General features: G+C 66.1%; 27 protein-coding genes. 6 read left to right on the forward strand and 21 right to left on the reverse strand.

The window, feature by feature from the left end:
• Window positions 1-41 precede the first annotated feature (41 nt).
• The gene (locus tag BMZ21_RS11910) at window positions 42-974 is read left to right on the forward strand and encodes a glycoside hydrolase family 16 protein (RefSeq protein ID WP_091833837.1); all 933 of its coding nucleotides are present in this window, start codon (window positions 42-44) and stop codon (window positions 972-974) included.
• Between the two features lie 242 nt (window positions 975-1,216).
• Here BMZ21_RS11910 and BMZ21_RS11915 read toward each other — a convergent pair whose 3' ends face one another.
• The 9 genes from BMZ21_RS11915 to BMZ21_RS11955 form a co-directional block, all read right to left on the reverse strand.
• Window positions 1,217-3,763, reverse strand: coding sequence for an excinuclease ABC subunit UvrA (locus BMZ21_RS11915; protein WP_091833840.1), 2,547 nt, complete (start codon window positions 3,761-3,763; stop codon window positions 1,217-1,219).
• A gap of 241 nt (window positions 3,764-4,004) precedes the next feature.
• On the reverse strand, window positions 4,005-4,427 hold the full coding sequence (locus BMZ21_RS11920; protein WP_091833844.1) for a GlcG/HbpS family heme-binding protein: 423 nt from the start codon (window positions 4,425-4,427) through the stop codon (window positions 4,005-4,007).
• 29 nt (window positions 4,428-4,456) lie between these two features.
• Window positions 4,457-5,170, reverse strand: a complete 714-nt coding sequence (locus tag BMZ21_RS11925) for a type 1 glutamine amidotransferase domain-containing protein (RefSeq protein ID WP_091834388.1) — start codon at window positions 5,168-5,170, stop codon at window positions 4,457-4,459.
• Window positions 5,171-5,194: 24 nt separating this feature from the next.
• Window positions 5,195-6,190: a zinc-dependent alcohol dehydrogenase family protein gene (locus tag BMZ21_RS11930; RefSeq protein ID WP_091834391.1), complete on the reverse strand. Its 996-nt coding sequence runs from the start codon at window positions 6,188-6,190 to the stop codon at window positions 5,195-5,197.
• Window positions 6,191-6,287: 97 nt separating this feature from the next.
• The gene (locus tag BMZ21_RS11935) at window positions 6,288-6,857 is read right to left on the reverse strand and encodes a type 1 glutamine amidotransferase domain-containing protein (RefSeq protein ID WP_091833847.1); all 570 of its coding nucleotides are present in this window, start codon (window positions 6,855-6,857) and stop codon (window positions 6,288-6,290) included.
• Between the two features lie 151 nt (window positions 6,858-7,008).
• The gene (locus tag BMZ21_RS11940; protein WP_091833850.1) at window positions 7,009-8,208 is read right to left on the reverse strand and encodes an alcohol dehydrogenase catalytic domain-containing protein; all 1,200 of its coding nucleotides are present in this window, start codon (window positions 8,206-8,208) and stop codon (window positions 7,009-7,011) included.
• Window positions 8,209-8,275: 67 nt separating this feature from the next.
• On the reverse strand, window positions 8,276-8,575 hold the full coding sequence (locus BMZ21_RS11945) for a putative quinol monooxygenase (protein WP_091833853.1): 300 nt from the start codon (window positions 8,573-8,575) through the stop codon (window positions 8,276-8,278).
• A 466-nt stretch (window positions 8,576-9,041) separates the two neighbouring features.
• Complete coding sequence (locus tag BMZ21_RS11950) at window positions 9,042-9,689, reverse strand: MEDS domain-containing protein (RefSeq protein WP_091833856.1); 648 nt, start codon at window positions 9,687-9,689, stop codon at window positions 9,042-9,044.
• A gap of 1 nt (window position 9,690) precedes the next feature.
• Window positions 9,691-10,266: a GAF domain-containing protein gene (locus BMZ21_RS11955; protein ID WP_091833859.1), complete on the reverse strand. Its 576-nt coding sequence runs from the start codon at window positions 10,264-10,266 to the stop codon at window positions 9,691-9,693.
• Window positions 10,267-10,927: 661 nt separating this feature from the next.
• Here BMZ21_RS11955 and BMZ21_RS11960 point away from each other — a divergent pair.
• The 3 genes from BMZ21_RS11960 to BMZ21_RS11970 all read left to right on the forward strand — a co-directional run bounded on the left by BMZ21_RS11960 (window position 10,928) and on the right by BMZ21_RS11970 (window position 13,715).
• The gene (locus tag BMZ21_RS11960) at window positions 10,928-12,493 is read left to right on the forward strand and encodes a PAS domain-containing sensor histidine kinase (protein ID WP_167561612.1); all 1,566 of its coding nucleotides are present in this window, start codon (window positions 10,928-10,930) and stop codon (window positions 12,491-12,493) included.
• Between the two features lie 7 nt (window positions 12,494-12,500).
• Window positions 12,501-13,118: a response regulator transcription factor gene (locus BMZ21_RS11965; RefSeq protein WP_091833865.1), complete on the forward strand. Its 618-nt coding sequence runs from the start codon at window positions 12,501-12,503 to the stop codon at window positions 13,116-13,118.
• A gap of 120 nt (window positions 13,119-13,238) precedes the next feature.
• Entirely contained in the window at window positions 13,239-13,715 is a 477-nt protein-coding gene (locus tag BMZ21_RS11970; RefSeq protein ID WP_244543811.1) for a hypothetical protein, read from the forward strand.
• Between the two features lie 66 nt (window positions 13,716-13,781).
• Here BMZ21_RS11970 and BMZ21_RS11975 read toward each other — a convergent pair whose 3' ends face one another.
• The 9 genes from BMZ21_RS11975 to BMZ21_RS12015 all read right to left on the reverse strand — a co-directional run bounded on the left by BMZ21_RS11975 (window position 13,782) and on the right by BMZ21_RS12015 (window position 20,419).
• Complete coding sequence (locus BMZ21_RS11975) at window positions 13,782-14,210, reverse strand: PRC-barrel domain-containing protein (protein WP_091833871.1); 429 nt, start codon at window positions 14,208-14,210, stop codon at window positions 13,782-13,784.
• A gap of 135 nt (window positions 14,211-14,345) precedes the next feature.
• Window positions 14,346-14,888: a DsbA family protein gene (locus BMZ21_RS11980; RefSeq protein WP_091833874.1), complete on the reverse strand. Its 543-nt coding sequence runs from the start codon at window positions 14,886-14,888 to the stop codon at window positions 14,346-14,348.
• Window positions 14,854-15,366 (reverse strand): redoxin domain-containing protein, encoded by a 513-nt coding sequence (locus BMZ21_RS11985; protein ID WP_091833877.1) that lies wholly within the window; start codon window positions 15,364-15,366, stop codon window positions 14,854-14,856. Before BMZ21_RS11985 ends, BMZ21_RS11980 begins: the two co-directional genes overlap by 35 nt.
• 22 nt (window positions 15,367-15,388) lie before the next feature.
• On the reverse strand, window positions 15,389-16,000 hold the full coding sequence (locus BMZ21_RS11990) for an HdeD family acid-resistance protein (protein ID WP_091833880.1): 612 nt from the start codon (window positions 15,998-16,000) through the stop codon (window positions 15,389-15,391).
• A 164-nt stretch (window positions 16,001-16,164) separates the two neighbouring features.
• Window positions 16,165-17,865, reverse strand: coding sequence for a cation:proton antiporter domain-containing protein (locus tag BMZ21_RS11995; protein WP_091833883.1), 1,701 nt, complete (start codon window positions 17,863-17,865; stop codon window positions 16,165-16,167).
• A 327-nt stretch (window positions 17,866-18,192) separates the two neighbouring features.
• A complete protein-coding gene (locus BMZ21_RS12000) occupies window positions 18,193-18,846 on the reverse strand; it encodes a BON domain-containing protein (RefSeq protein ID WP_091833887.1) in 654 nt (217 codons plus the stop codon).
• 218 nt (window positions 18,847-19,064) lie between these two features.
• A complete protein-coding gene (locus tag BMZ21_RS12005; protein WP_091833890.1) occupies window positions 19,065-19,568 on the reverse strand; it encodes an Hsp20/alpha crystallin family protein in 504 nt (167 codons plus the stop codon).
• A gap of 13 nt (window positions 19,569-19,581) precedes the next feature.
• Window positions 19,582-19,965 carry an Hsp20/alpha crystallin family protein gene (locus BMZ21_RS12010; RefSeq protein ID WP_091833893.1) on the reverse strand — a complete coding sequence of 128 codons (384 nt, stop codon included), beginning with the start codon at window positions 19,963-19,965 and terminating at the stop codon, window positions 19,582-19,584.
• Between the two features lie 13 nt (window positions 19,966-19,978).
• Window positions 19,979-20,419 (reverse strand): Hsp20/alpha crystallin family protein, encoded by a 441-nt coding sequence (locus BMZ21_RS12015; protein WP_091833896.1) that lies wholly within the window; start codon window positions 20,417-20,419, stop codon window positions 19,979-19,981.
• 190 nt (window positions 20,420-20,609) lie between these two features.
• Here BMZ21_RS12015 and BMZ21_RS12020 point away from each other — a divergent pair, with 190 nt between their 5' ends.
• Window positions 20,610-21,521 carry a DnaJ C-terminal domain-containing protein gene (locus BMZ21_RS12020; RefSeq protein WP_091833899.1) on the forward strand — a complete coding sequence of 304 codons (912 nt, stop codon included), beginning with the start codon at window positions 20,610-20,612 and terminating at the stop codon, window positions 21,519-21,521.
• Window positions 21,522-21,875: a chaperone modulator CbpM gene (locus BMZ21_RS12025; protein WP_091833902.1), complete on the forward strand. Its 354-nt coding sequence runs from the start codon at window positions 21,522-21,524 to the stop codon at window positions 21,873-21,875.
• Between the two features lie 3 nt (window positions 21,876-21,878).
• Here the strand turns inward: BMZ21_RS12025 and BMZ21_RS12030 are convergent, their stop codons facing one another.
• From BMZ21_RS12030 to BMZ21_RS12040, 3 genes are all read right to left on the reverse strand, one after another.
• Window positions 21,879-22,466, reverse strand: a complete 588-nt coding sequence (locus tag BMZ21_RS12030) for a nucleotide exchange factor GrpE (RefSeq protein ID WP_244543812.1) — start codon at window positions 22,464-22,466, stop codon at window positions 21,879-21,881.
• Window positions 22,447-24,357 (reverse strand): molecular chaperone DnaK, encoded by a 1,911-nt coding sequence (gene dnaK / locus BMZ21_RS12035; protein WP_091833905.1) that lies wholly within the window; start codon window positions 24,355-24,357, stop codon window positions 22,447-22,449. The genes BMZ21_RS12030 and dnaK overlap by 20 nt, the downstream gene beginning before the upstream one ends.
• Window positions 24,358-24,580: 223 nt before the next feature.
• Window positions 24,581-25,291 (reverse strand): helix-turn-helix domain-containing protein, encoded by a 711-nt coding sequence (locus BMZ21_RS12040; RefSeq protein ID WP_244543813.1) that lies wholly within the window; start codon window positions 25,289-25,291, stop codon window positions 24,581-24,583.
• Window positions 25,292-25,310: the final 19 nt, after the last annotated feature.

Here is a 25,310-nt window from a genome sequence, read left to right on the forward strand (position 1 = left end):
CCGGAGCCGCCTCGGCGCTTCCCACCAGACGGAGATGAGCCATGCCGACCATGCCATCCCGCCGGGCGCTGCTGCGTGCGGCAGCGGCCCTCGCGACAGCGGCGAGCGCGCGCCCGACACCAGCAGGCGCACAGCAGGACCCGGGAGACCCGACGCTCGGCCGCAGGCTCGTCTTCGACGAATCCTTCGCAAGCATCGATCCGGCGATCTGGCAGGCCGGTCCGAAGGCGACCACCCATGAGCCTGGCTTCTATGGGCGCTCGGCCTTCAGCCGCCGCGGCGGCGAAGAGGGGTTCGACCCCTACGCCATCGTCGCCGACCCGCTGGCCTCGGGCGGTCACGCGCTCGAGATTTCGGCCCGCTATCTCGGCCGGCAGATGAACGTGCCCGCCTATTACGGCAATGCGCTCCCGGAGTTCCAGTGGGTCTCCGGCAATCTCCAGACGGCGCGCCGGGACGGCACGATCCTGAAGGGCTGGCGCAGCGGCTATTTCGAGGCGCGGATGCGGTTCCCTGCCCATCCGCTGAGCTTCCCGGCCTTCTGGCTGATGAACGGCCGCAGCATCCTGTTCCCCAGGACCAGCGTCGAGATCGACATCGTCGAGCACAAGGGTTGGGAGCACCGGCTCTACGGCGCGTATCTGCACGAATGGGGGCAGCCCGGCGAGCGCCACGAGGGCCTCGGCGTTCCAACGGATGTTGACCTGACCAGCGGCTATTTCCGCTATGGCGGGCTGATCGAGGGCGATCGCTGCGTGCTCTATTTCGAGCGCCGGCCGATCCACGATCCAAAGACCGGCCGCGCGATCGACTGGCGCATCGGGCGCGCGAGCGAACTCGACGCCCAGAACGACGTCTTCTGGCCGCTGATTACGCTCGCCCTGCGATCCGACGTACCCTTTCCGCAGCCGCTCAGGCCGGAGGACCGCGAGGCACGGCTGCGGGTCGATTATGTCCGCGTCTACGGCAGCTGACCGAAATTCTGTTACATGCGCTTCCGGGCTGCGCCGCAGCTCGGGCGACCGTGGCGCGGCCATGGCACGAGCGCGTCTTTTTCGCGGGCGAAACCTGTTCGGCCGGTGATGTCTCGACCGCGCACAGAGCCTTCCAGACGGGGGGCGATGCGGCTAGTGCTCTCCTGGGCATCCGTCATTTCATGGGCGTCGGACTGGTTGATCGCCGCGGCGGCGGGTCTTGCAGGCCGTATCGCTGTCGATCAGATGGTCGTGGCGACCACGCCTTTGCCGAGCGCGCGAGCGAGATAAGGCGCGGTGCGGCTCGCCCGGCAGGCCGCGACCGTAGCCGGCGGGCCGCTCGCGACGATCCCGCCGCCCTCGTCGCCGGCGCCGGGCCCGATGTCGATCACCCAGTCGCTCGCCGCCGCGACCTTCATGTCGTGATCGACCAGGACCACGCTGTTGCCGGCATCGACCAGGGCGTGGAGCTGGCCGAGCAGGCGCTCGACATCCGTCGGATGGAGGCCGGTCGTCGGCTCGTCGAGCACATAGAGCGCGCCGCCGCGCTGGGCGCGCTGCAATTCCGTGGCGAGCTTCACGCGTTGCGCCTCGCCGCCTGAGAACTCGGTCGCGGGTTGTCCGAGGCGCAGATAGTTGAGCCCGACCTCGCGCAGCACCTTGAGCGACCGGCAGACATGGGGCGCGTCGTCGAAGAATGCCCAGGCGCCCTCGACGGTGAGCGCGAGCACCTCTGCGATCGTCTTGCCGCGATAGCGGATCTCGAGCGTCTTGGGGTTGTAGCGGGTACCGTGACATGTCGGGCAGGGGGCGTAGACGCTCGGCAGGAACAGCAATTCGACCATCACGAAACCCTCGCCCTCGCAGCGCGGGCAGCGGCCCTTGGCGACATTGAAGGAGAAGCGGCCGGCGTCGTAGCGGCGTTTCCTGGCTTCGGGCGTGGCCGCGAACAGCGCCCGGACATGATCGAATAGGCCGGTATAGGTCGCGAGGTTGGAGCGCGGGGTGCGGCCGATCGGCTTCTGGTCGACCTCGATCAGCCGCCTGATCCCTTCGAGCCCACCGACGATCCGACCCTCCGTCGCGCCGGCGGGGCGGTCCTCGAGCGCGGCTTCGGCGTCCCTCTCCTCCTCGGCCGCGACCGGGGCGCCGAGGGCACCGGCGACCAGCTCCACCAGCGCCTGGCTGACCAGGCTCGATTTCCCCGAGCCGGAGATTCCAGTGACGGTCGTCATCACGCCGAGCGGGATCGCGCAGTCGACCCGCTTGAGATTGTTGCGCGAGACTCCCTCAAGTCGCAGCCACCCGGCGGGCTCGCGGCCTCGGCTCGGCATCCCGCCGCCTTCGTCGAACAGATGGCGCCTCGTCTCCGACGCCCCGACCCCGCGCAGCCCCTCGATCGGGCCGCTATAGAGAATCTCGCCGCCATGTTCGCCGGCGGCGGGCCCGACATCGACGATCCAGTCGGCACGACGGACGACGTCCATCTCATGCTCGACCACGAACAGCGAATTGCCGACCGTCTTCAGGCCGTCGAGCGCCCGGATCAGCGCTTCGGTATCGGCGGGATGGAGACCGGCGGACGGCTCGTCCATCACATAGACGACGCCGAACAGGTTGGAGACGACCTGGGTGGCGAGCCGCAGGCGCTGCAACTCGCCTGGCGACAGGGTCGGCGTGCCCCGTTCCAGCGTCAGATAGCCGAGGCCGAGGTCGAGCAGCACCGAGAGCCGGCGGCACAGATCGCCTGCGATGCGCGCGACGACGAGGGCCTTTTCCGGATGGGTCTTGCGCAGGGCTTTGAGCTTGGGGGCGTTAGCCTCGGCATAGGGCGCGAAGATCGTCGAAAACCGGGCCATCGGCAGGCGGCTCATCTCGGCGAGATCGAGCCCCTCGAAACGGACCGACAGCGCTTCCCGGCGCAGCCTCTTGCCGTCGCAGACCGGGCAAGGCCGGGCGATCATGAAGCGTGCGGCGCGCTTCTTCATCATCGCGCTCTGGGTCGTCGCATAGCTGTGGGTGACATGGCGCTTGGCGCTCGAGAAGGTGCCCATATAGGCAGGCTCGATCTTCTGCCGGATCGCGCGCTGGATCCGGTCATGGTCCCAGCCGGGATAGACCGGGACCTGGGGCTGCTCCTCGGTGAACAGGATCCAGTTGCGGACCTTCTTCGGCAGGTCGCGCCACGGCGTGTCGACGTCGACGCCGAGGCTGATCAGGATGTCGCGCAGGTTCTGGCCGCCCCAGGCCGTCGGCCAGGCGGCGATAGCGCGCTCGCGGATCGTCTTGGACGGATCGGGCACCATCGAGGCCTCGGTGACCTCGTGGATGCGGCCAAGGCCGTGGCAGCGCGGGCAGGCGCCTTCGGGCGTGTTGGGCGAGAAGGATTCGGCGTCGAGATGGGCCTGGCCCGGCGGATAGTCGCCGGCACGCGAATAGAGCATGCGCAGCAGGTTCGAGAGGGTGGTGACGCTGCCGACCGAGGAGCGGGTGGTGGGCGATCCGCGCTGCTGCTGCAGCGCCACCGCCGGAGGTAGGCCCTCGATCTCGTCGACCTCGGGCACTTCCATCTGGTGAAACAGGCGCCGGGCATAGGGCGAGACCGACTCCAGATAGCGGCGCTGCGCCTCGGCATAGAGGGTGGAGAAAGCCAGCGACGACTTGCCCGATCCCGACACGCCGGTGAAGACGACCAGGGCGTCGCGCGGAATGTCGACATCGACATTCTTGAGATTGTGCTCGCGGGCGCCGCGAACGCGGACGAAGCCCGAGGCCTTGATGTCTCGCACGCGACCCTCCAGGCCTTAGGACACCGGAGAGTTATGCCCCGGCATTTGCGCATTGCGTACCCGCGACAGGCGGTCGTTCAAAATCCAAGGCCTTGGAAGCCGGTGCGATAACGGGCCCCGCGCAGCTCGACTGCGCCTTCCCACGCTGCCTGGAGCCGGACCGCGCCACGGCGAGCCATGGTATGTCTTGCCTTATCCGGGCGTCGTCATCACTGCATTCTTCTGCGCCAGACGCCCGGGCTCAGTCGGACGCGGCCAGTTCGCGTGCGGCGAAGTCCGCAGCGCCCGCTTCTGCGACCGCCTGATCCTGGACGCCCGAGCCGCCACTCACCCCAATCGCGCCAACCACACGGCCTTCCCGGTAAAGAGGAATGCCGCCGGCGAAGATCATCACGCGGCCCTGGTTGGACGTGTTGATGCCGAAGAACTCTCCGCCGTCCGGCGCGAGCTTCGCAAGATCACGCGTCGAGATGTCGAAGGCGCGCGCCGTAAACGCCTTCTTGATCGCAATGTCGATGCTGCCCAACCACGCTCCATCCATCCGAATATGCGTGATCAGATGCCCGCCCCAATCGGCCACCGCGATGTTCATGGGCTGGCCGATCTCATCTGCCTTCGCCTCGGCCGCGGCAATGATCGAGCGTGCCTGCTCGAGCGTGATCATAGGCTGCTCCGCCTTTTGAGGGATGTGATTCACGCCGATTGAAGCGGGCTGGCCGCTCCGTCACGCGCCGTCAGCCGATCAAGGAGGGCCTTCGCACCAGCCTCCGAAGAGGCCGGGTTCTGGCCGGTGATCAGATTGCCGTCGACGACGACGTAGGGCTGCCAGTCGGCGCCCCTCGAGAACAGTCCGCCGTTTCGCTTCAACTCGTCCTCGACCAGGAACGGAACGATCGCGGTCAGCCCCACGGCCTCCTCCTCCGTGTTGGTGAACCCGGTGACGTTGCGGCCCTGGACAAGCGGCTTGCCGTCTGCGGCCCTCACATGACGGAGCACGCCGGGCGCGTGGCAGACGAGCGCGACGGGCTTGCCTGCCGCTATCGTCGCCTCGATCAGCGCGATCGAGCTGCGGTCTTCCGCCAGGTCCCAGAGGGGCCCATGGCCGCCGGGATAGAACACGGCATCGAAAGCCTCGTGCGAGACCGTGGCGAGCCGCTCTGTCGCCGCCAGCGCGGCCATGGCCGCAGCGTCGGCCTCGAAACGCCTCGTGTCGTCGGTCTGGGAATCAGGCTCGGCGCTCTTGGGATCGAGCGGCGGCTGGCCGCCCTTGGGCGAAGCCAGAGTGATCTCCGCGCCCGCGTCCTTGAAGGCATAGTAAGGTGCCGCCAGCTCCTCGAGCCAGAAGCCGGTCTTGCGGCCGGTGTCGCCGAGGCGGTCGTGCGAGGTGAGTACCATCAGTATCTTCACGTCAGTTTCCTCCTCGGCCAGCACTCAGTGCGGGACGGTGACAACGATCTTCCCAAACTGCTCGTTGGATTCCATGTAGACGTGCGCCTTGACGATCTCGTCGAGCGTGAACGTCTTCGCGACGACCGGCTTCAGGCGGCCTCCGGCGAACCCATTTTCGATGAAAGCTGACGCTCGGGCCAGCCGCTCCTTGTCACGGACGAATTCGAACAGGGTATAGCCGCGCAGCGTCAGCGCCTTCTGCATGGCCGCGATGATCGGGAACGGCGTAGGCGCGGCGGCGAGCGCACCGTAAATGAAGAGGACGCCATCGCGGCTCATCGCCTCGGCCAGCCTTTCCACCTGCGGTCCGCCGACCGGATCGAACACGAGGCGCGCCCCCTTGCCGCCTGTCGCGCGGTTGATCCCGGCCACCAGATCCTGCTCGGAGGTGACGACAACATGCGCGGCGCCCAAGTCTTCCAACGCCGCAGCCTTGGCGCGCGTGCGGGTCGTCGCGATCGAGATCGCGCCGACGCTGTTCGCGATCTGGATGGCAGCGAGTCCGACGCTCGAGGACGCCGCCGTAACGACGACCGCGTCGCCTTCTCCGAGATGACCGATGTCGATCAGTGCACCCCATGCCGTGAGGTAGGCCATCCATATCGCCGCTGCCTCTATTGCCGATGCGCCGCTTGGGCGCCGCATGACGGCGTATGCCGGCACGATGGCCTTGTCGGCATAGACGCCGTAGTCGTTCATGGAGAAGGCCGGGATGACGCTGACCGGATCGCCTGGCGCGAAGCCGGTGACGCCGTCTCCAAGAGATTCGACCGTGGCAGAGGCTTCGTAACCGAGACGTGCCGGCAAACGCGGCGCTTCCAGGTAGGCGCCCGACCGGAACATCGCTTCGGCGCGGTTGAGACCGATCGCCTCGACGCGAACGCGCATCTCGCCTGGTCGCGGATCGCCGACCGGGAGGTCATCAAACTGCATCACATCCGGTCCGCCGGTGCGATGAAACCTGACCATGCATGTCATGGCGATGCGCCCCTTCAGTCGGAACGAAGCGAGAAATGCGTGTGCCTCACTCTCGCCAGGCCGCTCGCCATCTGGCGGGAGCAGCATGACCGCCGCTTCAGGCCGCCGGCGCTACATGCCCTCGCGCGTCCGCGAACAGCTTGATGGTCTCACGGTTGAAAGCGGGCATGTCGTCGGCGCTGCGGCTGGTGACGAGGCCTTGGTCGACGACGACCTCCTCGTCGACCCAGTTGGCCCCGGCGTTCTTCAGATCGGTCTTGAGCGAAGGCCACGATGTCATGCGGCGGCCGTGCGCCGCGCCCGTCTCGATGATCGTCCACGGGCCATGGCAGATCGAGGCGACGGGCTTCTTGGCGTCGAAGAACGATTTGGCGAAGGCCACGGCCTTGACGTCCTCGCGCAGCGCGTCCGGGTTGATGACGCCGCCGGGCAGGAGGAGCGCGTCGTAATCCTGGGGATTGGCGGAAGCGAGCGGGACATCGACCGGATAGCTGCGGCTCCAGTCGGTGAAGTCCCAGGCGAGGACCTTGTTGGGCTTCGGCGAAATCAGGCTGGTCTGGGCGCCGGCTTCGTCGAGCGCCTTGCGGGGCTCGGTCATTTCGACTTCCTCGAAACCGTCGGTGACGAGGATCGCGACGTTCATTCCCTTGAGCGTGTCGCTTGCCATTGATGATCTCCTTCGAGCCGGGCGCGGCTGGGGCAGGTCGCCATTGGGAGAGGTCGCGGACGCGCGCACCGAGGGGCTTGGCGTGCGCGCCCGCTGTTTCGGCGGAATGAAGCGCCCAGGGGCACGGGCGCGGGAGGCATCCGCCGACCACTCAGGCTACCAGTTTCGTGGTGTTGTGCGGATCGATGACGAACTTCTTGGGCGAGCCCTGGTCGAAGATGCGGTAGGCTTCTGGCGCCTTTTCGAGGGGGATGACCTCGACGTTCGCGAGCTTGCCGAGATACGGCATCCGGTCCCAGAGGATCGCCATCATCAGATCGCGGTTGTAGTGCATGATCGGAGCCTGTCCGGCCGAGATATGCGGCGACTTGATCCAGGCCTTGCCGAAGTCGATGCGATACCGCCCGGCCTTGGCATCCTCGTCGATCGCCTCGCTGTCTCCCGCCGTGTAGATGCCGGGCGCGCCTATCGCGCCGTTGGCGCGAACGACCTCGATCAGCGAATTGAGCACTGCGGCCGGATCCTCGCCTGCGCCGGGGCCGTTTCCATGGGCTTCGAAGCCGACAGCGTCGACGCCGCAATCCACTTGCCGCTGGCCGAGAATGGCCTCGATCTGGTCGGCGAGCGGCGTCGAAGAGGACACGTTCACGGTCTCGTACCCCGCGCTCCTGACCAGGGCGAGACGCTCGTTGTTGGTGTCCCCCACGATGATGCAGGAGGCGCCGAGGAGATGGGCGGAGGCCGCGGCGCAACGGCCGACCGGGCCGGCGCCGGCGATGTAGACGGTCGATCCGGGCTTGACGCCGGCCTGGATGCAGCCGTGAAAGCCGGTGGGCAGAATGTCGGAGAGCAGGGTCAGGTCCTTGATCTTCGCCATGGCCTGATCCTTGTCGGGGAACCGAAGCAGGTTCCAGTCCGCGAACGGAACCATCAGGTAGTCGGACTGCCCGCCCTGCCAGCCGCCGAGATTGAACCCGTAGGCGCCGCAATCGGCCTCGTCGTTCACGTTCATGCAGGTGTCGGTATGGCCTTCCTTGCAGTTGCGGCAGCGCCCGCACGAGACATTGAACGGGACCGAGCAGAGGTCGCCCTTCTTGATGAAGTGCACATCGGGGCCGGTCTCGATCACCTCACCCGTCATCTCGTGGCCGAGCACCATGCCCGAGGGCGAGGGAAAACGGCCGCGGTAGATGTGCTGGTCACTGCCGCAGATATTGGTGGTGACGATCTTCAGGATCGCCCCGTGGGGCGTCTTGTTGCCCCTGGGATCGACGAGCTTGGGATAGTCGTAGGTTTCGACTTTGACAGTCCTCGGTCCCATATAGGTGACCGCACGATTACCTGAGGCCATGGCTGTGTCTCCAGCGGTTGTTTCCGGATCGGTCCGGCGGGGTTCGTTGACTTTTGGTCGACCGGTCTCAGGGCAGCTTCGCCGCGAGCACGTCGAGCTTGTCGATGCGGGGGGACGAGGCGAAAAGATCGGGCGCCTTCTCCATCAGGGCCGCCGCGACGAGGCCGGAGAGATGCGCGTCGCGTCCCGCCTCATCGCGAAACACGTCGAAGATCCCGAAAGTCGAGGGACCCATGCGGACGCCGAACCACGCTATGGTTCCGGGCTCGTTCTCGACGAGCGGCTGGCCGCTTCGCAGAAATGCCTCGACCTCCGCCTCCTTTCCGGGCTTGGCGTCCATGGTGACGAGAAGCGCAAACTTGACCATTCGCTCATTCCTTCCGGGGAGTTTCGGCGAAGCTGCGTCCTCGATTGCGTCGGAGGCCGGCGCATTCGTCGGATTAAGGCCGGTATGCAGCCTCCCGCCTATCGAGCCTCAGGCGCGAGCGGGCCGCGCTGACGATCGTCAGCTTTGCAGAATTCTCGCGACGCCGGTCGATCCGGGCGGCAACGGAGCATGGTTCTTCATCCGGCGACCGCAGCCGCAAAGCGGTCTTCGTCGGAGCGAGGCTCCGCCACGCTGCTTGGCCGGACGAGCTGAGCCGGAATCGACCGCTCGCCCGACCCGGCGCGCTGATCGCGAGCCGCTGTCGCGGCAGCGGTCGCGCCTGGTGGCCACGTTACGGTGCTTGTGGATCGAGGGCTTCACCTCGCCGCGGCAGCCTTCTCGCGGCCTGGCTCAGGGTCCCGGCCGGTCGGCCTCAGCTGCAGGCGCGACCGGCGCGGTCTGCGGACTATCCCCGATAGGAGCGGCTCGGTCCGGTGCGCAACTGGACCTCGCGAATGAAATCCTGCGGGCGCGTGAAGAAGCTGTTCTCGACGAAGACGCCGCCGATGATAACCATCGGATGCGTGCGCAGGATATCGATGGCGTGCGGCACCGTCAGCAGATTGGCGTCGAAGGTGCAGATCACCGGGTCGTCGTAATTGGGCAGGACGCTGTTGAGCCGCATCTCGTATTCCACCCAATCGTTGCTGCTCTTCCAGTCGTCGACCGCCGCCTCGGCATGCGCGATCATCCGCGTCAGGGGAAAGCCGAGATCGGCGCCGGCCTTCAAGGCCTCCTGGATGAGGACGAGCATGGCGTCCTTGTTGAAACGCGCGGTCCTGAGATAGGTGTCCTCCGGCACGGCGACCTCAAGCTGGCGGGTCTTCATCACCCTCTCGACATCGATCCCGGCGATGCGCAGCCGCTGGAAGTGATCCTCCTTATGGTGATCGGGGAGGACATGATAGGCGCGATGGCCGCAGTTGATGCCGTCGCAGATGAACGGGAGCAATGTCTCGTATTCTTCCACCGCCGAACTGAAGAATGTGCAGACATGCCGGTGCTCGCGCAGCATGCTTCCTCCGAAAGCAATGGGCTGGGCCGTCGAACTCATGTCAGTCTCCCCCGATGCGATCTTCCAACATAGTCCGGTGTGGCGCCGATCTTTCGCTCTTTACGAGGCGGTCGGCGATCTGGACGGCGAGCCGGTCGAGCGGAGCGAGATCGAACGCGCTCTCCTTTTGCGTGGCGCGAAAATGCGTCGAAAGCCCACCCCAGAGACGGCTATTGCTGCTGATCAGTGGCGTTGACTGCACGGCGGCAACGCCGCCGGCGCTCAACATGGCGAGCTCGCGCGTGCCCACGAACAGATAGCTCGTCGAGATGTCCTCGACGAAGACGCGCATGCGACGCGCGAAGGCGGCGGCGCAACTCGTATTGGTGTCGCGGCGCACGATTACGAAAAAGCTCAAGGACTGTTGCGAGAATCCGCGGCTGGCGATGAGTTCGAGACAGTCGGTGCTTTCGTCGAAGCGCTGCAGGGTGCCCATGTCGGCGCCCGTCATCCCGATCGCCATGTCGAGGACCGGCATCAGGTCCGAGCTGCGGTCCCTGGCGTTGTTCAGCCGCGCAAAAGCGGCGTCGACCCGTCGGCCGGTCTCGGCTGCGAGCGGCCTGGTGCGTTTTGCCATTCGTCGATCCTCACGCCGACGGTGCTGCGCCTGCGGCCGCGCGAACGAAAAATGTGATCGAGGACGGAGACGGCGGCCATTAAGCAATTTTGCGTAATGGCCGTCTTCGCCACGCCCGTAGACCATTGTCAGAACGAACAGTCGGCGCCATGCGGGCAGATATCTGCACGCGTGGCTTGAGGCAGGTGGACGGATGAATCCCGACCAGAGGCTAGCGAGTGACGACAGCCCCCTTGCCGAACCGCCGGCCCGCGCCTCTGCGATCAATTCCTTGGGCAATCGACGCGGGAGGTGTATAGTCTATTCAGGATGCGTTTTCCGCGCGACCGGCCTTTCCGCCGCCTCGATGTCGTCGACAGACACGGACAATGGCGCTCCCGGTCCTTGCGTAACCATTTAGTTCGCAATTGCGGATGGCGCGTCGCCATCCGGCAAATCCGGATGTGAATCTCTGCCGCGCGACTTCGGCGTTCTGGACAGACGCTGAAGATCCGATGTGCGTCCTGTATTGGGATCAGGCGGAATGCTCCGGGTCGATGAGCTTTTCGAGCCGCTGGAGCTCAGGCACTGCATTCGCGATCTCGTCGCGCTCTCGACGCTGCCTGCGATCTGGAAGGACTACAGCGCGCGGCAGATCGCCGACAGCGTCGCCGCCGCGTTGATGTCGATGCTCGATGCGGACGTCGTCTATATTTCCGTGCCGGCGCTGCGCGACGAAGCCGCGGTCGATGTCGTCCGAACGGGCCTGCGAGTGCCCGCTGGATCACTGAGCGATGTCGAACGCAGCCTGCGCGACGCGTGGCGTGGCACCCGCGAGCAGACATTGATGATCGGCAGTCCGTTCGCGGAGGGAACGCTGCACATCGCAGCGGTGCCGATGGGCTTTGGTGGCGATGCCGGGATCATGGCCGGTTCGCTCGATTCGCGATTTCCGAACGAGACGCATCGCCTGCTGCTCGGCATCGCGGCAAGCCATGCGACGCTCGCGATCCAGCGCTGGCACGTGGAAGGTCAGCGGCGGCGCATGGTGACCCTGATCGAGCGATCGTCGGAGTTCGTCGGCTTCGCCGGTCTTGAAGGCCGGGTGCAATATCTGAACACGGCCGGCTGCGAACTCCTCGGGCTCTCCGGCATCGAGGAAGCGCAGCGGCTGTCGATCTTCGAATTTCTCTCGCCGCCGGATCGGGTGCGCGCACATCAGGAGCTGATGCCGCTGGTGGAGGCGAGCGGCCGCTGGCTCGGCGAGCTCAATTTCCGCCACTTCAAGACGGGGGAGGACATTCCCTTCCTGGTCGACTGGTTCCGCATCGACGACTTTCGCACGGGCCGCCCGATGAACATGGCGACCGTCAGCCGCGACCTGAGAGGTCAGAGAGAACTCGAGGAGAATCTGCGACGCCTGAACGAATCGCTGGAGCAGCGCGTATCGGACCGGACATCGGAGCTGGCGGAGGCGCTCGAACGGCTGACGCTCGAGGCCAAGGAGCGCCAGCGCGCCGATGTCCGCGCGCAGGAACTGCAGGTGGAGCTGCTTCATGCCTCCCGGCTGAGTGCCGCCGGGCAGATGGCCGGCGCCTTGGCGCATGAATTGAACCAGCCGCTGACGGCATTCACCAATTCCGTCAACGCCGGGCGCCGGATGATGGCCAACGGCGCACACAGGGTCGAGACCATACGCGACGTGCTCGACGAAGCGGCTGGCCAGGCGCTTCGCGCCGGCGAGATCATCCGGCGTCTGCGCGAGTTCGCCACGCGCGGCGAGACGGACATGCGCATCGAACGACTGCCTGATTTGATCCGCGAAGCCAGCGATCTCGCCTCGGCGGGCACCGGTGCGCATGGCGTGCAGGTCCGGCTGAGTTTCGATCCGCGCGCCGAGGCCGTGTCGGGAGACCGGATCCAGCTGCAGCAGGTCGTGCTCAACCTGATCCGCAACGCGCAGGATGCAATGGCGGATAGCGAGCGGCGCGAGTTGGATGTGGTTACGGCGCGGCTCGACGACGGGTCGATCGAGATCGCGGTCGCGGATCGTGGCTCGGGGCTGTCGGACGACATCGTCGAGCACTTGTTCGAGCCGTTCCACACCACGAAGAGCAATGGCATGGGTTTGGGCCTCTCGATCTGCCGGACGATCGTCGAGGCCCATGGCGGCAAGCTGCGATACGAGCCGAACCAGGGCGGTGGCGCGATCTTTCGCGTGACGCTGCCTGTCCCCCCGGAGCGATGAGCGCAAGATGGCCGATGCCAGGTTCGTTTATGTCGTCGATGACGATCCGGCCATCCGCCGGTCGCTGGAACGACTCCTGGATGCCGCCGGCTTCCGCGTGACGTCCTTCGCCACGCCGGCGGCCTTCCTCGGCGTCGCGGACGACCTGGCCATGGGCTGCGTGATGCTCGATCTGCGCATGCCGAAGATGGACGGCTTCGAGGTCCTCGCTCGCCTCCTGCAGCTGAACCCGGACTTGCCGGTCATCGTGATAACGGCACAGGGCGACGTCCAGACCGCTGTCCGAACGATGAAGGCGGGAGCGGTCGATTTCATCGAGAAGCCCTACGGCGACGACGCATTGATCGCGGCGATCGAGGCCGCGCTGAACACGGGTGCGACGAAGGGGCGAGCCGATGACGTCGTGGCGGCGTCCCTCCTGGTCGATTCGCTCAGTCCGCGTGAGCGGGAGGTGCTCGAGGCGCTGGTGGCGGGGCAACCGAACAAGATCATCGCCTTCAGTCTCGGCATCAGCGTGCGCACGGTCGAGGTTCACCGCTCGCGCATGATGGACCGTCTGGGCGTGCGTCAGCTCGGCCAGGCCGTCCGCCTTTCGGTTCTCGCGAGCCTTGCCAAAGCGGTGTGAGCCCGCTTTTTAGCGCCCTGCCATGACGTATTCGCGAGGTTGAATCCGGCCGGCGGTCACCTACCTTCGTGGCTGAAGCGAATGGCAAGAGGACATGGGCTTATGAGCCTTCTTCCCCGCGTGAGCGAGCTGACCCGGGAATGCGTGTCGAGGCAATTCGACGAGCTGGGTCCAGAGGCCTGCATGGGAGACATCACCGACGTCCTGAGGCGCGAAAATCCAGAACTTCTGGAGATGGCCCGCAAATGCGCCGCCGATATCGGCGATGCACCGAGGATCATGGTCGGCTTCGGCATGTTCTACCAGCTGCTGATCACGGCATCGGCCGATGCCGCCGGCAGGCCGGTCATGCACGCCCTGCCGAGTGTCACGGCCGAGACGCGCGACGCTCTGGTGCGAGAGATCGACGAGTCGGGCCCCGATGCCTTCACGATCACGGCGATTGGAGAGCTCGAACGCAGCAACCCCGAGCTGATGCAGATGGCGCATGGTTTTGCCTCGCGTCAACGCGATTATGGGCGGGTCATGCAGGGATTTGCCCTGCTCTACAGATCGCTCGACGCACAATTGGCGGCAGACAGGACATATCTGCACTGAGGGGTCGACCGGTCCGGCGCCGATGCGCCGGAGCCGAGCGTTCAAGGCGAGCGACGGCGTCGTGCCCTACTGCTGCGGATACTTGAATTCCGGCAATTTCTGCAATCGTTCCTTGCTGCCCTGTGCGAGGACGATCTTCGAGCCATCCCCGCTGATCTCCAGGGCGGGGTAGGGGATCGCGACGAGGTGCGCGCCGAGACCGAGAAATCCGCCGATCTGAAGGATGGCGAACAGAACCTTCTCCCGGTCGACGATCAGGTCGCTGATCGAGCCGATGCGCTCCCCGGCTCCGTTTTGGACATTGGAGCCGGAGAGCTTCGAGGCGCGGTAACCCTTGGCGACCTCCTTTACATCGACGTCGAGCACCACGACGCTCTGCGAGAATGCCGGTCCTGTGCCGTATGGCATCAGGACGGCGGCCGTCAGCATCGTGATCGAGGCGGCTGCGAGCGCGCGGTGGAGTCGGCGGCGTAGGGCGTCGCTATTGGGCTGCATCACGAGACCTCCGGTTCTTGAACGATGCCTGCGCGCGGGGGCAGTGGCTTTGCGCGGCGTCGAGGGTGCCGACAAGGTGAACTGAGACCGTCGCGACCGCCGTGACGGGTGTCAGTTTTTCGCGCCAGCGCGCACTCAGCGCGCCGGCGCCAGCGCACCCATCTCGTCTTGGATCGATGCGGCGAGCTCCGGCGCCGAGAACCCGCCCTGATGACGCACGCCGTTGACGAAGAAGGTCGGCGTTCCGTTGACGCCGCTGCGAATGCCGCCGATGAAATCCTCGCGGATCCTGTCCGCGTGCAACGAGCGGGCGATCGAATCCCGAAGGCCCATCTGCGACAACTGCAACGTCCCGGCCAGGGCAAACAGCAGCTGCGTGCTCAGCCGGTTGTTGTTGGAGAAGATCGCATCATGCATCTCCCAGAACCGGCCGTGATCGCCGGCATATTCCGCAGCCTCCGCCGCCGGTGCCGCGAGCGGATGGACCTCGACCAGCGGGAAATGCCGGAAAACGACCGACAGGGCCGGGCCGAAGCGGCTCTCCAGGAAGCGGACGACCGGATGGGCGGCCGCGCAATAGGGACATTGGTAGTCGCCGTATTCGACCAGCGTGACGGCCGCGTTGGGCCCGCCGCGGCGGTGGTCACGCGGGCTGACGGGAACTTTGAGCGTCGACATGATTCTGCTCCAGGTTTGGCATCTGGTCGAGGGCGTCGAGAATGCCGTCCGCGCCGGGATTGACCGCGACCGGAGACAGGTGGCTCCATGCGATCATGCCGTGCTGATCGATGATGAAGAGAGCGCGGGCGCTCTCGCCGACATCGTCGCGGTAGGCGCCGTAGGCGCGCGAAACCTCTCCCTTCGGATGGAAATCGGCCAGCAGCGGAAAATGCAGGTTCCGGTCGCGGGCGAAGGCCTGATGGCACCACGGGCCGTCCACGGAGATGCCCACGAGGTCGGCGCCTTTCTTGCGAAACTCCGTCAGCACGTGGTTGTAGAGCGTCATCTGGTCGCCGCAGACCGGGCTCCAGTCCGCCGGGTAGAAGGCCAGGATCAGGCGCCGCCCGGCGAATTCGGACAGGGACAGGGTCTGGTCGGGCGTGACGCGAAGCGTGAAGGCGGGCGCTTTCGTGCCGGATGCGAGAATTGTGGCCATGTCTAGATCCTTTCCCGATCGCTCAGGCCGCGCCGGAGGCGGCGAGATTGCCCGGCAATCCGGTTCGGTGGGATCGCAGCCTGTACGCCAGCACCAGAAGCGTGCCGCCCAGCACGAGCGCATGCGCGCCGGTCCAGAAGGTGAGCACCAATGCGCCGATGAACGGCGATATGACGAGGAGAACCCCGAGCACGATGCTGGCGATGCCGCCGATCACCAGCCAGACACGGCCATGGTCGATCTTGAGCCGGAAAGCCGAGATCAGCATGAGCGTGCCCGATATCAGCGCCCATGCCGCCATCAGGAGGACGAAGGCCAGCACTGTGAGGCCGGGCCACAGCGCCGCGACGACGCCGGCGGCGATACCGAAGATGCCGCTCAGCAGCAGCCAGACCCAGCGCTCGCCCTTTCGCGCTCCCCGCACCGACATGACGATCCCGAAGACGCCGTCGACGATGCTGAAGGCGGCGAAGACGAAGACCAGCGACAGCATCGTGACGACCGGCATCGCAAAGGCGGTGATGCCGAACAGGATCGCGACCGCGCCGCGCAGCGCGACGGCCCACCAGTTATCGGCGAGCATGTCGTTCATCGCCTGGGTTTTCGCGCCGTCATTCACAGGGAGATCCGTCATCGTGCTCTCCGTTCAGATCCGTGGCCGAAACCTACTCCGCCAGGCCCGGTGGAACCTTGATGGCCGTCAGTTTTGCCGCAACGGCTCGACCTTTCGGATCGCCCGGGCGCCGCGCCGGGAAGGACGATCGGCTGAGCTCGGTCGCCCGCGCCGGTCCTCGGCAGTCAGGCCGCAAGCCCGTTGACCTCGACGAGCTCCGCCCTGACCCCGTTCACGATGCGAGCTGCGTCGTCCTGCGACTTCCCGCACAGCAACAGCGCCCGGTCCGCAAGCGCGAGGCCGGCCGCGAGGTTTTCCGGAAAGACCGCGGTCGCCTCGAGGCGCGCGAAGTGCGCCATGTCGAGATCGTCGGCGGTCGACACCAGGGATGCCGGCCCTGGCTCGATCGCCCTGACCCGGTGCAGGATGCTTTCCACCGTGTTCAGATGATCGAAGGTGATCGCGACCAGAAGGGCCCGGTCCAGACCCGCCGCCTCGAGAATGCGGTGATGTCTCGCATCGCCGAAGACGACCTCGTGACCTTGGCGGCGAGCCGTCCGGAATCGGGGCAGATCCGTCTCGATGGCAATATACGCAATCCCCGCGGCTTCCAGGACGGTCGCTACGAGCCGGCCCACGCGACCACAGCCACACAGGATGACGTGATCATGCAGGCTGCCGCTTTGCATGCGAATCGATGCCTCTGTGGCGGCGATGCGACGTTCGCGACGGTCGAATAGCCATGCGGCCCAATGGTTGCGCTGGATCAGGAGGGGGGCGAACCCCATCGTCAGGGCAAGCGCGATCAGCGCCGGTTGGCCCAGCGCCGCCGGCACCAGGCCGGACTGGAGGGCGAGCGATGTCAGCAGCAGCCCGAACTCGCCGCCATGTGCCACGATAACGGCGGTCCGCGCGGAGGCCTCACGTGGCGCCCCGGCAATCAGGCCGGTCACGAAGGCCACGAGCGGCTTCGCCAGAACGAGCACGAGCAGCCAGACAACGATCATGCCGGGAAAGCTCGCTGCAGCCGACGTGTCGATGCCCATGCCAACCGTGATGAAGAAGAGGCCTACGAGCACGTCACGGAATGGCCGGATGTCTTCCTCGACCCGATGACGGAATTCGCTCTCGCCGATGACCATGCCCGCGACGAAGGCTCCGATCGGCGCAGGCAGCCCCGCCAGATGGACGACATAGGCGGTGCCAAGTGCGGTCATCAGCGCCCACAGCAGGAAGAGGTCGGCGGAGCGCGACTTGAGCACCCAAGAGAAGCCGAGACGGATCAGAGGCCGCGCGATCACGGCGGCGGCGACGAGAGCCCCGGTCGCAACCGCGATCTGCTTGAGAATCTCCATCGGCGCCAGCGATCCGTTCTGGGCCCAGGCGCCGACCAGAATGATGAGAGGCAGCGTCGCCAGATCTTGGAATAGCAGTATCCCGAGCGCGAGCCGTCCGTGGCGGCTGCTGATTTCGCCCTGCTCGGCGAGTTGCTTCAGCGTGACGGCGGTCGACGACATGGCGATGGCGCCGCCCATGATGACGGCCGGCTGCACCGGCACGCCCGTCAGTACAAGCCCCGCCGTCACAAGCGTCATCATGAGGCCGACATGCACGCTGCCCGCGACGAGCACGTCCCGCCCCGCGCGCAGAATTGTCGGCATCGAGAATTCGAGCCCGACCATGAACATGAGGAAGATCAGGCCGAGCTCCGCAAGAAACTTCGTGTGCTCGGCATTGTCGATCAGGTTGAGCGCATGCGGCCCGAGCACCGCGCCCACGACGAGGTAGCCCATCACCGCGGGCATTCGCAGCATGGTGAGAAGCCCGACCGCGAGGCCCGACGCGGCGAGGAGAATGAGTGTGCGGGCCAGGAGATCGTCCATCATGCCCTCGACGATCCGCGACGGACCTGTGTCATCACGGCAGGATCAGCTGGAGACGTTTCGTCAGCCTGGCGACGGGTCTCGTCGACACCAGGCGCCGTGGCAGTGTCCGACGGCTGCGCTGTCGAGCGGCGGCCGACATGCAAGGGCGCCCACGAAGGCGGGTCGCTCGCAGGAAACGAGTCCAGACTGGCTTGCTCGACCGGGTCGGGACCTACGGTCTCGGGCAGATCAGGTTTGCGCGCCCACGTGTGGTTCACGTCGAAAGCTCCTCTGCGACAGTGACCGGCCGGACCGGCCAAAGGTCCGGCTGGTCCCTCCTCTGCTGCATCACGGAGAAATGATGATGCGGTTCTCGACCTTGGTGACGCCCGGCGCCCGCCAGGCTGCGCGCTCGGCCTCCTGGCGCTCCGCCCAGGACCGGACCGTTCCCGAGAGGGTCACGACCCCGCCGTCGGTGGCGACCGTCACGCGCTTCGCGTCCACCTCCGCCATCCGCGTCAACGCCTCCTCGATCTTGGACTTGATCTCCGAAGGCGCGATGCGTGGCTTGAGCGTCACCAGGTTCGATATGCCCTTGACGCTCCTGACCTTTCGCGCCGCCGCCTCCGCGCGGTTGCGCTGATACTCCCACTCGGCCGTGCCCTCGAGGGTCACCCAGCCGCTCTTGACCACGACCTTGATGTTCTCGTGGGAATAGGGAAGCTCGTTCTTGATCGCCTCGACGACGGCGCGGGCGACTTCGGGATCGGGCTTTTCGTGGACCAGCGGGAGACGGACCTCGATGTCGTTGGCGATGCCGAGCACTCCCTTGACCCGCTTCGCCGCCTTCTCGGCCTCATACTTCTGGCTGTAGCTGCGGACGAAGCCGCTCAGCGTGACGACCCCATCCTTGGCCGCGACGCCGATGTCGGAAGCGTCGATGTCCGGATCCCATTTCAGTTCGCTTTCCACGTCGCGCTTGATGTCGCTGTCTGCTCTCATGATGCAATCCTCCGTGGCGGGTGATTGGCCTGGGCTGGGCGAAGACATCCCCGCACAGCGATGGGAGGCTAGCGTCTGCGCACCGCCGCCAGCCTTGACGGCCATCAGTTTTGGGGCAGGGCGTGTCCTCCCCGTCCGCCGGTGCTGCACAAGAAAAGTCCGCAACCGTCGGGCGGTCGCGGACAGTGAGGCGGGTCGCGGGGCAATGGGGAGGGAGGTCAACCCGCCTGGACTGGAATGCGTTTCGTTTCGGCCTGCGCCTCTGCGGACTTCGGAATCACGATCGTCAGCACGCCGTTGTCGAAGCTGGCCTTGGCGGCGCCGGCGTCGATACCCGCCGGCAGGGGAACGATCCGCTCGATGGCGCCGTAAACCCGCTCCCTGACGAGAACGCCGCTTTCCTCGGCTTCACGCTCGGACTTCTTCTCGCCGCGGATCGTCAACTGGCCATTGCCGACCGACAGCTCGACATCCGTGTCGCTCAAGCCGGGCAGCTCCGCGGTGACCGTGATCTCTTTGCCGTTGTCGGCGACATCAACGCTGACAGGCTGCGTTGGTGCCAAGGCGCCGACCGGGGCGAACGGGCTCAGCACCATGCGCCAGAACCGGTCGAAGGCGCGGTCGACGTCGAGCTGCAGTGCACGGACGGGGTCCGTCGCGTCGGTTCCGGCGGCGACGTGGCGGCCCGCGCCACGCCATGGGACGAGGTCCGTGATCTTCATCGGGCTTGCTCCCTCAGTCGGCTTTGACATTGATCTTGGCGGCTGGGGACGGCGCGGCCTTCGGAAGGGTCAACCGGAGCACGCCATCCTTCAGCACCGCCTCGATCCTCCCGACGTCGATCGGCTCGGAGACGGTAAAGCTGCGCTCGTAACTGCCGTCCCGATACTCGGCGTGGACCAGGGCGTAGCCGTCCGGCCCGCTCGATTGGGATCGGGCCGAAATCCGCAGGACGCGATTATCGAGGGTGACGTCGAGGGTGTCGGGATCCGCGCCCGGCATGTCGAGGACCATCTGGACGCCGGCCGTGGTCTCGACGATGTCTGTCGGCGGGGTGAAAGCAGGCTCGCTGCGCGTGGCTTCGGCCGGTTGGAGGCCATTGGGCTGCTGGTCGCTCATGGCGGCTTCGTCCTCAGATGCGGCTGACGGTGATCTTGTGCGGCTTGTCCGCCTCGGGTCTGGGCAGATCGAGCCGCAGCACACCGTTCCGGAATGTTGCCTTGACGCGGTCCCCGTCGACGCGGAAAGGCAGGACGAGATTGCGGGCGAAAGCCCCGGTGATGCGTTCCTGGCGGTGGACGACCGCGTCGTCCGCCGGCGGCTGGGCCGTGCGGCGGCCGCGCAGCGTCACCGTGTTCTGATGGACGGCGATATCGAGTTCCTCGGGCACAACGCCGGGAATCTCGGCCGTGACCACGGCGCCGTCGCTTCCGGCCCAAACGTTCATCGGCGGAAATTCGGGAGGCGCGGCGACACGGAGATTGTCGAAAAGCCGGCTCATATCCCTCTGGGCGAAGCGCATCTGGCGTACCGGGTCAAACCCGCGCCCCGTATTGTCGAGATTGTGCAGCATGCCGATCGTCCTTCTGCGCGCGTGAGACGCCGATGTCCCGGACACCGTGCCTCGGCTGGACGCGGGCGGCATTGATGACCGTCAGTTTGGGAGCACTGAATTCCGGCTAGGTCTTGCCAGCATCCCGACGCACGCCGCCAACGGCGATCATCACGCCGGGGCCGCGCCCGCGAAGGACAGGTCCGCGATCATGCCGACGAGCAGCGGCGATCCCTATGAGACCCTCGGCGTCAAACGCGACGCCTCGCAGAGCGATATCCAGGCTGCCTATCGCCGGAGGGCCAAGAAGCTGCACCCGGACCTCAATCCCGGAAACAAGCAGGCCGAGCAGGACTTCAAGGCCCTGTCGGCGGCCTACGAGATTCTGCGCGACGAGGACAAGCGCGGGCGCTTCGATCGCGGCGAAATCGAAGCGACGGGAGCCGAAAAGGCCGAACGACGCTACTATCGCGACTTTGCCGGCGCGGATGCGGGCGCAGGGTCCTATGGCGAAGGCTTCGCGGATTTCGGCGGCGACGACCTCTTTGCCGAGTTCTTCTCGCGCCAGAGGAGTGGACCGTTCGGCAAGCGCGGCGGCGACATCCGCTATTCCATGGAGATCGATTTCCTTGAGGCGGTCAATGGCGGCACGCATCAGGTGACGCTGCCCGGAGGCCAGACGCTGGACGTCAGGATCCCACCCGGTGCGCGCGATGGGCAGACCCTTCGGCTGCGGGGCAAGGGCAGCGCCGGCGACGTCGGAGTGAAAGCCGGTGACGCGCTGATCGAGCTCCATGTGCGCGCCCATCCCTTCTATCGGCGCGAGGGCGACGACATCCGGCTTGATCTCCCGATCTCGCTCCGCGAGGCCGTGCTCGGCGGCAAGGTCAAGGTGCCGACGCCGGCAGGCACGGTAGCCGTATCCGTGCCGATGAATTCATCCAGCGGGCGCACGCTGCGGCTGAAGGGACAGGGTGTCGCCCGGCGGGACGGGAGCCGGGGCGACGTCTACGCAACACTCAAGATCGTCCTTCCGGAACAGCAGGATCCCGAGCTGAAGGCATTCGTCGTTGGCTGGTCAGCCGGCAAGGACTTCAATCCGCGGCAGGCAATGGGGGTCTAGATGCTCGATCACTTCGAACCCAAGAGACATCGTCCTGTCGACGATGACACGCTGCAGGCCTTCGTCGACAGGGGCTGGATCTTGCCGCCCGTTCGCGAAGGTCAGCGCGTGATCCGCGACGTCGATGTCGCGCGTGCGGCCCTGATCGTGGATCTGACCGATGGGATGGGTCTGAACGAGGAAGGCGTCGATCTGGTGCTGGATCTGATCGACCAGCTCTATGGCCTGCGTTCCGCCCTCGGCCATCTGATCGATACGCTGGCGGTGCAGCCTGATGGCGTTCGGGCTCGCCTCGTGAGCGACCCGAGGCGGCTTTACACGCTGAGCTACCGCCGGCCCCCGGCTGTCCGCTGACTCCTAGCCGGCGGCCGGGCCGCCATCGTGCGGTTCGCGAACCGCCACGCCAACCATCGCCGGGCGAAGCACCCGGTCGTGAAGCGTATAGCCTGGCTGCAGGATCTCGACGACGGTGCCGTCCGCCGCTGTCTCGTCCGGTCGCTGGAAAATGGCGTGATGGATATGCGGATCGAAGGCCGCGCCGAGCGGATCGATGCGTCGCATGCCATGCCGCGCCAGCGTCGCCAGCAGATTGCTTTCGGTGGTCTCGACACCTTTCAGCAGCGGCCCGATCGACGCGTGAGCCGAGTCCCCCGTGGGCACGCTCTCGATCGCGCGGCGCAGATTGTCGAGCGTGTCCAGAAGGTCGCCGACCAGTTGCGAGGCCGCGAACTTGACGGCCTCCTCGCGCTGGCGCTGCATCTGCTGGCGGATGTTCTGCTGCTCGGCCAGAGCACGCAGCAGCTTGGTCTTCGCATCGGCGAGCTCGAACTCGAGCGCCGCCTGCGAGGCCGGGGCGGCAGATTGCGCGGAGGGCGTGTCCGGTGACTGCGGCATCGGCTCCGTAGTTTTCTGTCCGTGGGAAGCCTCAACCATGGCGCTGACCATTCTTGTCGTTCACCTCCTCGAAATCCGCGTCGACGACATCGTCTCCCACGGCCGACGCTTCGCCGGAACCGGGGCCCGGGGCACCTGCGGACTCCTGCACCTTGGTGCTGAACTCCGCCGAGGCGACTTGCAAGGCCTTGGCCTTGGTCTCGATCTCGTCGGCCGAGGCCCCGGCGATGGCCGACTTGACCTCCTGGATGGCCTTCTCGACGGTCGTCCGGTCCACCGAGGGCGCCTTGTCCTTCGCCTCGTCCAGAGCCTTCTGGCTGGTTCCGATCTGCGCATCCGCCTGGTTGCGGGCTTCGACCAGAGCACGCCTCTGCTTGTCGGCCTCCGCATTGGCCTCCGCCTCCCGCACCATGCGGTCGATATCGGACTGCGTGAGGCCGCCGGAGGCCTCGATCTTGATCTGCTGCTCCTGGCCGGTGGCCTTGTCCTTGGCCGTGACGTGGACGATGCCGTTGGCGTCGATGTCGAAGGTGACCTCGATCTGCGGCACGCCGCGCGGCGCCGGGGCGATGCCGACGAGATCGAACTGGCCGAGCAGCTTGTTGTCTGCCGCCATCTCGCGCTCGCCCTGGAAGACGCGGATCGTGACCGCATTCTGGTTGTCCTCGGCCGTCGAGAAGGTCTGGCTCTTCGTCGCCGGGATGGTCGTGTTGCGGTCGATCAGGCGCGTGAACACGCCGCCGAGCGTCTCGATGCCGAGCGAGAGCGGGGTCACGTCGAGCAGCAGCACGTCCTTGACGTCGCCTTGCAGCACACCGGCTTGGATCGCGGCGCCGATCGCCACCACTTCGTCCGGATTGACGCTCTTGTTCGGCTCCTTGCCGAAAATGTCGGAGACCACGTCCTGCACCTTGGGCATGCGCGTCATGCCGCCGACGAGAACCGCCTCGTCGATGTCCGACGTCTTGACCTTGGCGTCCTTCATCGCCGCCCGGCAGGGGCTCTCGGTGCGCTGGATGAGGTCGTCGACCAGATCTTCCAGCTTCGCCCGCCTGAGCTTGATCTCGAGATGCTTGGGGCCGTTCTGGTCGGCCGTGATGAAGGGCAGGCTGACGGTTGTCTCCAAGGTCGACGACAGCTCGATCTTGGCCTTCTCGGCGGCTTCGCGCAGCCGCTGGATCGCCAGCCGGTCTTGTCGCAAGTCGATGCCCTGGTCCTTCTGGAACTCGGTCGCCAGCCAGTCGACGACGCGCTTGTCGAAGTCTTCGCCGCCGAGGAAGGTGTCGCCATTGGTGGCCTTCACCTCAAACACCCCATCGCCGATGTCGAGCAGCGAGATGTCGAAGGTGCCGCCGCCGAGATCGTAGACCGCGATCTTGCCGGTCTTCTTCTTGTCGAGCCCGTAGGCGAGCGCGGCGGCCGTCGGTTCGTTGATGATCCTCAGCACGTCGAGCCCGGCGATCTTTCCAGCGTCCTTCGTCGCCTGCCGCTGGCTGTCGTTGAAATAGGCCGGCACCGTGATGACGGCCTGGGTCACCTTTGCGCCGAGATAGGCCTCCGCCGTCTCCTTCATCTTCACCAGGATGTGGGAGCTGATCTGGCTTGGGCTGTGTTTCTTTCCCGCCACCTCGATCCACGCATCGCCATTGTCGCCTTTGACGATCTTGTAGGGAACCAGCGTCTTGTCCTTCTCCACCACCGGATCGTCGTAGCGGCGCCCGATCAGGCGCTTCACGGCGAAGATCGTGTTCTCCGGGTTGGTCACGGCCTGCCGCTTGGCCGGCTGGCCGACCAGAATCTCGCCATCCTTGGTGAACGCGACGATGGAGGGGGTGGTGCGGCCGCCTTCCGCGTTTTCGATGATCTTGGCCTGCGCCCCCTCCATCACCGCGACGCAGGAGTTGGTCGTGCCCAGATCGATGCCGATCACCTTCGTTGCCATCTTCCATCTCCATCGAAATTGGGCGCCTGATGCGGCCGGTGCGACTGCGCCCGCATCCGAAGCCTTGCTGATGGCTAGGCCGCCGGCCTTGACGGTCGTCAGTTTCAAGCCTGTCGACGATTTTGCGCTGCGACGGCGGCTCGGCGTCGAGCCGGGTTTTCTCGAGGAGAAAGGAGAGGCGACGTTACGGATGGCAGGTAGTTCGGCGCCGCGTCATCCGCCCTCAGCCATTTTGGCCGCCTCGCCTCCGGGTGATCCTGATGCGGCGCGGGCCCTCCAGCGAGATGACGCCGCGCGCCTGCAGATCGGTAATGGCGCGGCAGACCGTTTCGGGCGAGATACCCAGCATGTCGGCGATGTCGTAGCGCGAGATCGGCAGCGCCATGCCCTCGTCCTTGTCGGCCGAAAGCCTCCGGTGAAAGTAGAGCAGGAATTCCCGGACCTTTTCCTGGGCCGTCATCGTGCCGATCACCAGGAGCTGCTGCTGCAGCCGTTCCAATGCCTCGAGGATCTGCCTTCTGATTTCGAGGGCGGTCTCGGAATCTTCCCTGGCCAGCGCCTCGACACGCTGGCGCGGGTAGCAGGCGATCACTGTCCCTTCAGTCACGGCCTGGACGGCAAACCGATGGTGCAGGCGGGAGGTGAAGCCGAACAGATCTCCCGGCAGATAGATGTCGACCAGTTGCCTGCGCCCGTCGGCGCGCATCAGAAATTTGCGCGCCGAGCCGGACATGACACGATACCAGGTGTCGCTGCGCTCCTCCTGGCCGTAGATGTCCTGCTCGCGATCGAAGCGACGCAGGTGCGCCAGCGACCGCAGCCGTGTCGGCTCGGCGGTCGGCGCGCTTGGCAGGCGTTGCAGGGTCGCGGACGTCGCGGATGCGTCGAGCATGGTGGCCTCCCCATCCTCCGCCAGCGCGCGAAGGCTTGCCATGCACCATTCGTCAGCCTTC

The sequence above is a fragment of the Allobosea lupini genome (genome assembly GCF_900109525.1).
GTDB classification, from domain to species: Bacteria; Pseudomonadota; Alphaproteobacteria; order Rhizobiales; family Beijerinckiaceae; genus Allobosea; species Allobosea lupini.

Bases quoted from the DNA above. Each gene is read 5' to 3' on its own strand.
- BMZ21_RS11960 (WP_167561612.1), top strand. From the start codon at position 10,928: ATGTCGATGCTCGATGCGGACGTCGTCTATATTTCCGTGCCGGCGCTG.
- BMZ21_RS11945 (WP_091833853.1), bottom strand. From the start codon at position 8,575: ATGGTCAAGTTTGCGCTTCTCGTCACCATGGACGCCAAGCCCGGAAAG.
- BMZ21_RS11975 (WP_091833871.1), bottom strand. From the start codon at position 14,210: ATGCAGCCCAATAGCGACGCCCTACGCCGCCGACTCCACCGCGCGCTC.
- BMZ21_RS12025 (WP_091833902.1), top strand. From the start codon at position 21,522: ATGCTCGATCACTTCGAACCCAAGAGACATCGTCCTGTCGACGATGAC.
- BMZ21_RS11990 (WP_091833880.1), bottom strand. From the start codon at position 16,000: ATGACGGATCTCCCTGTGAATGACGGCGCGAAAACCCAGGCGATGAAC.
- BMZ21_RS12030 (WP_244543812.1), bottom strand. From the start codon at position 22,466: ATGGTCAGCGCCATGGTTGAGGCTTCCCACGGACAGAAAACTACGGAG.
- BMZ21_RS11955 (WP_091833859.1), bottom strand. From the start codon at position 10,266: ATGGCAAAACGCACCAGGCCGCTCGCAGCCGAGACCGGCCGACGGGTC.
- BMZ21_RS11940 (WP_091833850.1), bottom strand. From the start codon at position 8,208: ATGGCCTCAGGTAATCGTGCGGTCACCTATATGGGACCGAGGACTGTC.
- BMZ21_RS12040 (WP_244543813.1), bottom strand. From the start codon at position 25,291: ATGGCAAGCCTTCGCGCGCTGGCGGAGGATGGGGAGGCCACCATGCTC.
- BMZ21_RS12000 (WP_091833887.1), bottom strand. From the start codon at position 18,846: ATGAGAGCAGACAGCGACATCAAGCGCGACGTGGAAAGCGAACTGAAA.
- BMZ21_RS12020 (WP_091833899.1), top strand. From the start codon at position 20,610: ATGCCGACGAGCAGCGGCGATCCCTATGAGACCCTCGGCGTCAAACGC.
- BMZ21_RS12015 (WP_091833896.1), bottom strand. From the start codon at position 20,419: ATGCTGCACAATCTCGACAATACGGGGCGCGGGTTTGACCCGGTACGC.
- BMZ21_RS11980 (WP_091833874.1), bottom strand. From the start codon at position 14,888: ATGTCGACGCTCAAAGTTCCCGTCAGCCCGCGTGACCACCGCCGCGGC.
- BMZ21_RS11930 (WP_091834391.1), bottom strand. From the start codon at position 6,190: ATGACATGCATGGTCAGGTTTCATCGCACCGGCGGACCGGATGTGATG.
- BMZ21_RS11995 (WP_091833883.1), bottom strand. From the start codon at position 17,865: ATGATGGACGATCTCCTGGCCCGCACACTCATTCTCCTCGCCGCGTCG.
- BMZ21_RS12010 (WP_091833893.1), bottom strand. From the start codon at position 19,965: ATGAGCGACCAGCAGCCCAATGGCCTCCAACCGGCCGAAGCCACGCGC.
- BMZ21_RS11910 (WP_091833837.1), top strand. From the start codon at position 42: ATGCCGACCATGCCATCCCGCCGGGCGCTGCTGCGTGCGGCAGCGGCC.
- dnaK (WP_091833905.1), bottom strand. From the start codon at position 24,357: ATGGCAACGAAGGTGATCGGCATCGATCTGGGCACGACCAACTCCTGC.
- BMZ21_RS11965 (WP_091833865.1), top strand. From the start codon at position 12,501: ATGGCCGATGCCAGGTTCGTTTATGTCGTCGATGACGATCCGGCCATC.
- BMZ21_RS11935 (WP_091833847.1), bottom strand. From the start codon at position 6,857: ATGGCAAGCGACACGCTCAAGGGAATGAACGTCGCGATCCTCGTCACC.
- BMZ21_RS11985 (WP_091833877.1), bottom strand. From the start codon at position 15,366: ATGGCCACAATTCTCGCATCCGGCACGAAAGCGCCCGCCTTCACGCTT.
- BMZ21_RS11920 (WP_091833844.1), bottom strand. From the start codon at position 4,427: ATGATCACGCTCGAGCAGGCACGCTCGATCATTGCCGCGGCCGAGGCG.
- BMZ21_RS11950 (WP_091833856.1), bottom strand. From the start codon at position 9,689: ATGAGTTCGACGGCCCAGCCCATTGCTTTCGGAGGAAGCATGCTGCGC.
- BMZ21_RS12005 (WP_091833890.1), bottom strand. From the start codon at position 19,568: ATGAAGATCACGGACCTCGTCCCATGGCGTGGCGCGGGCCGCCACGTC.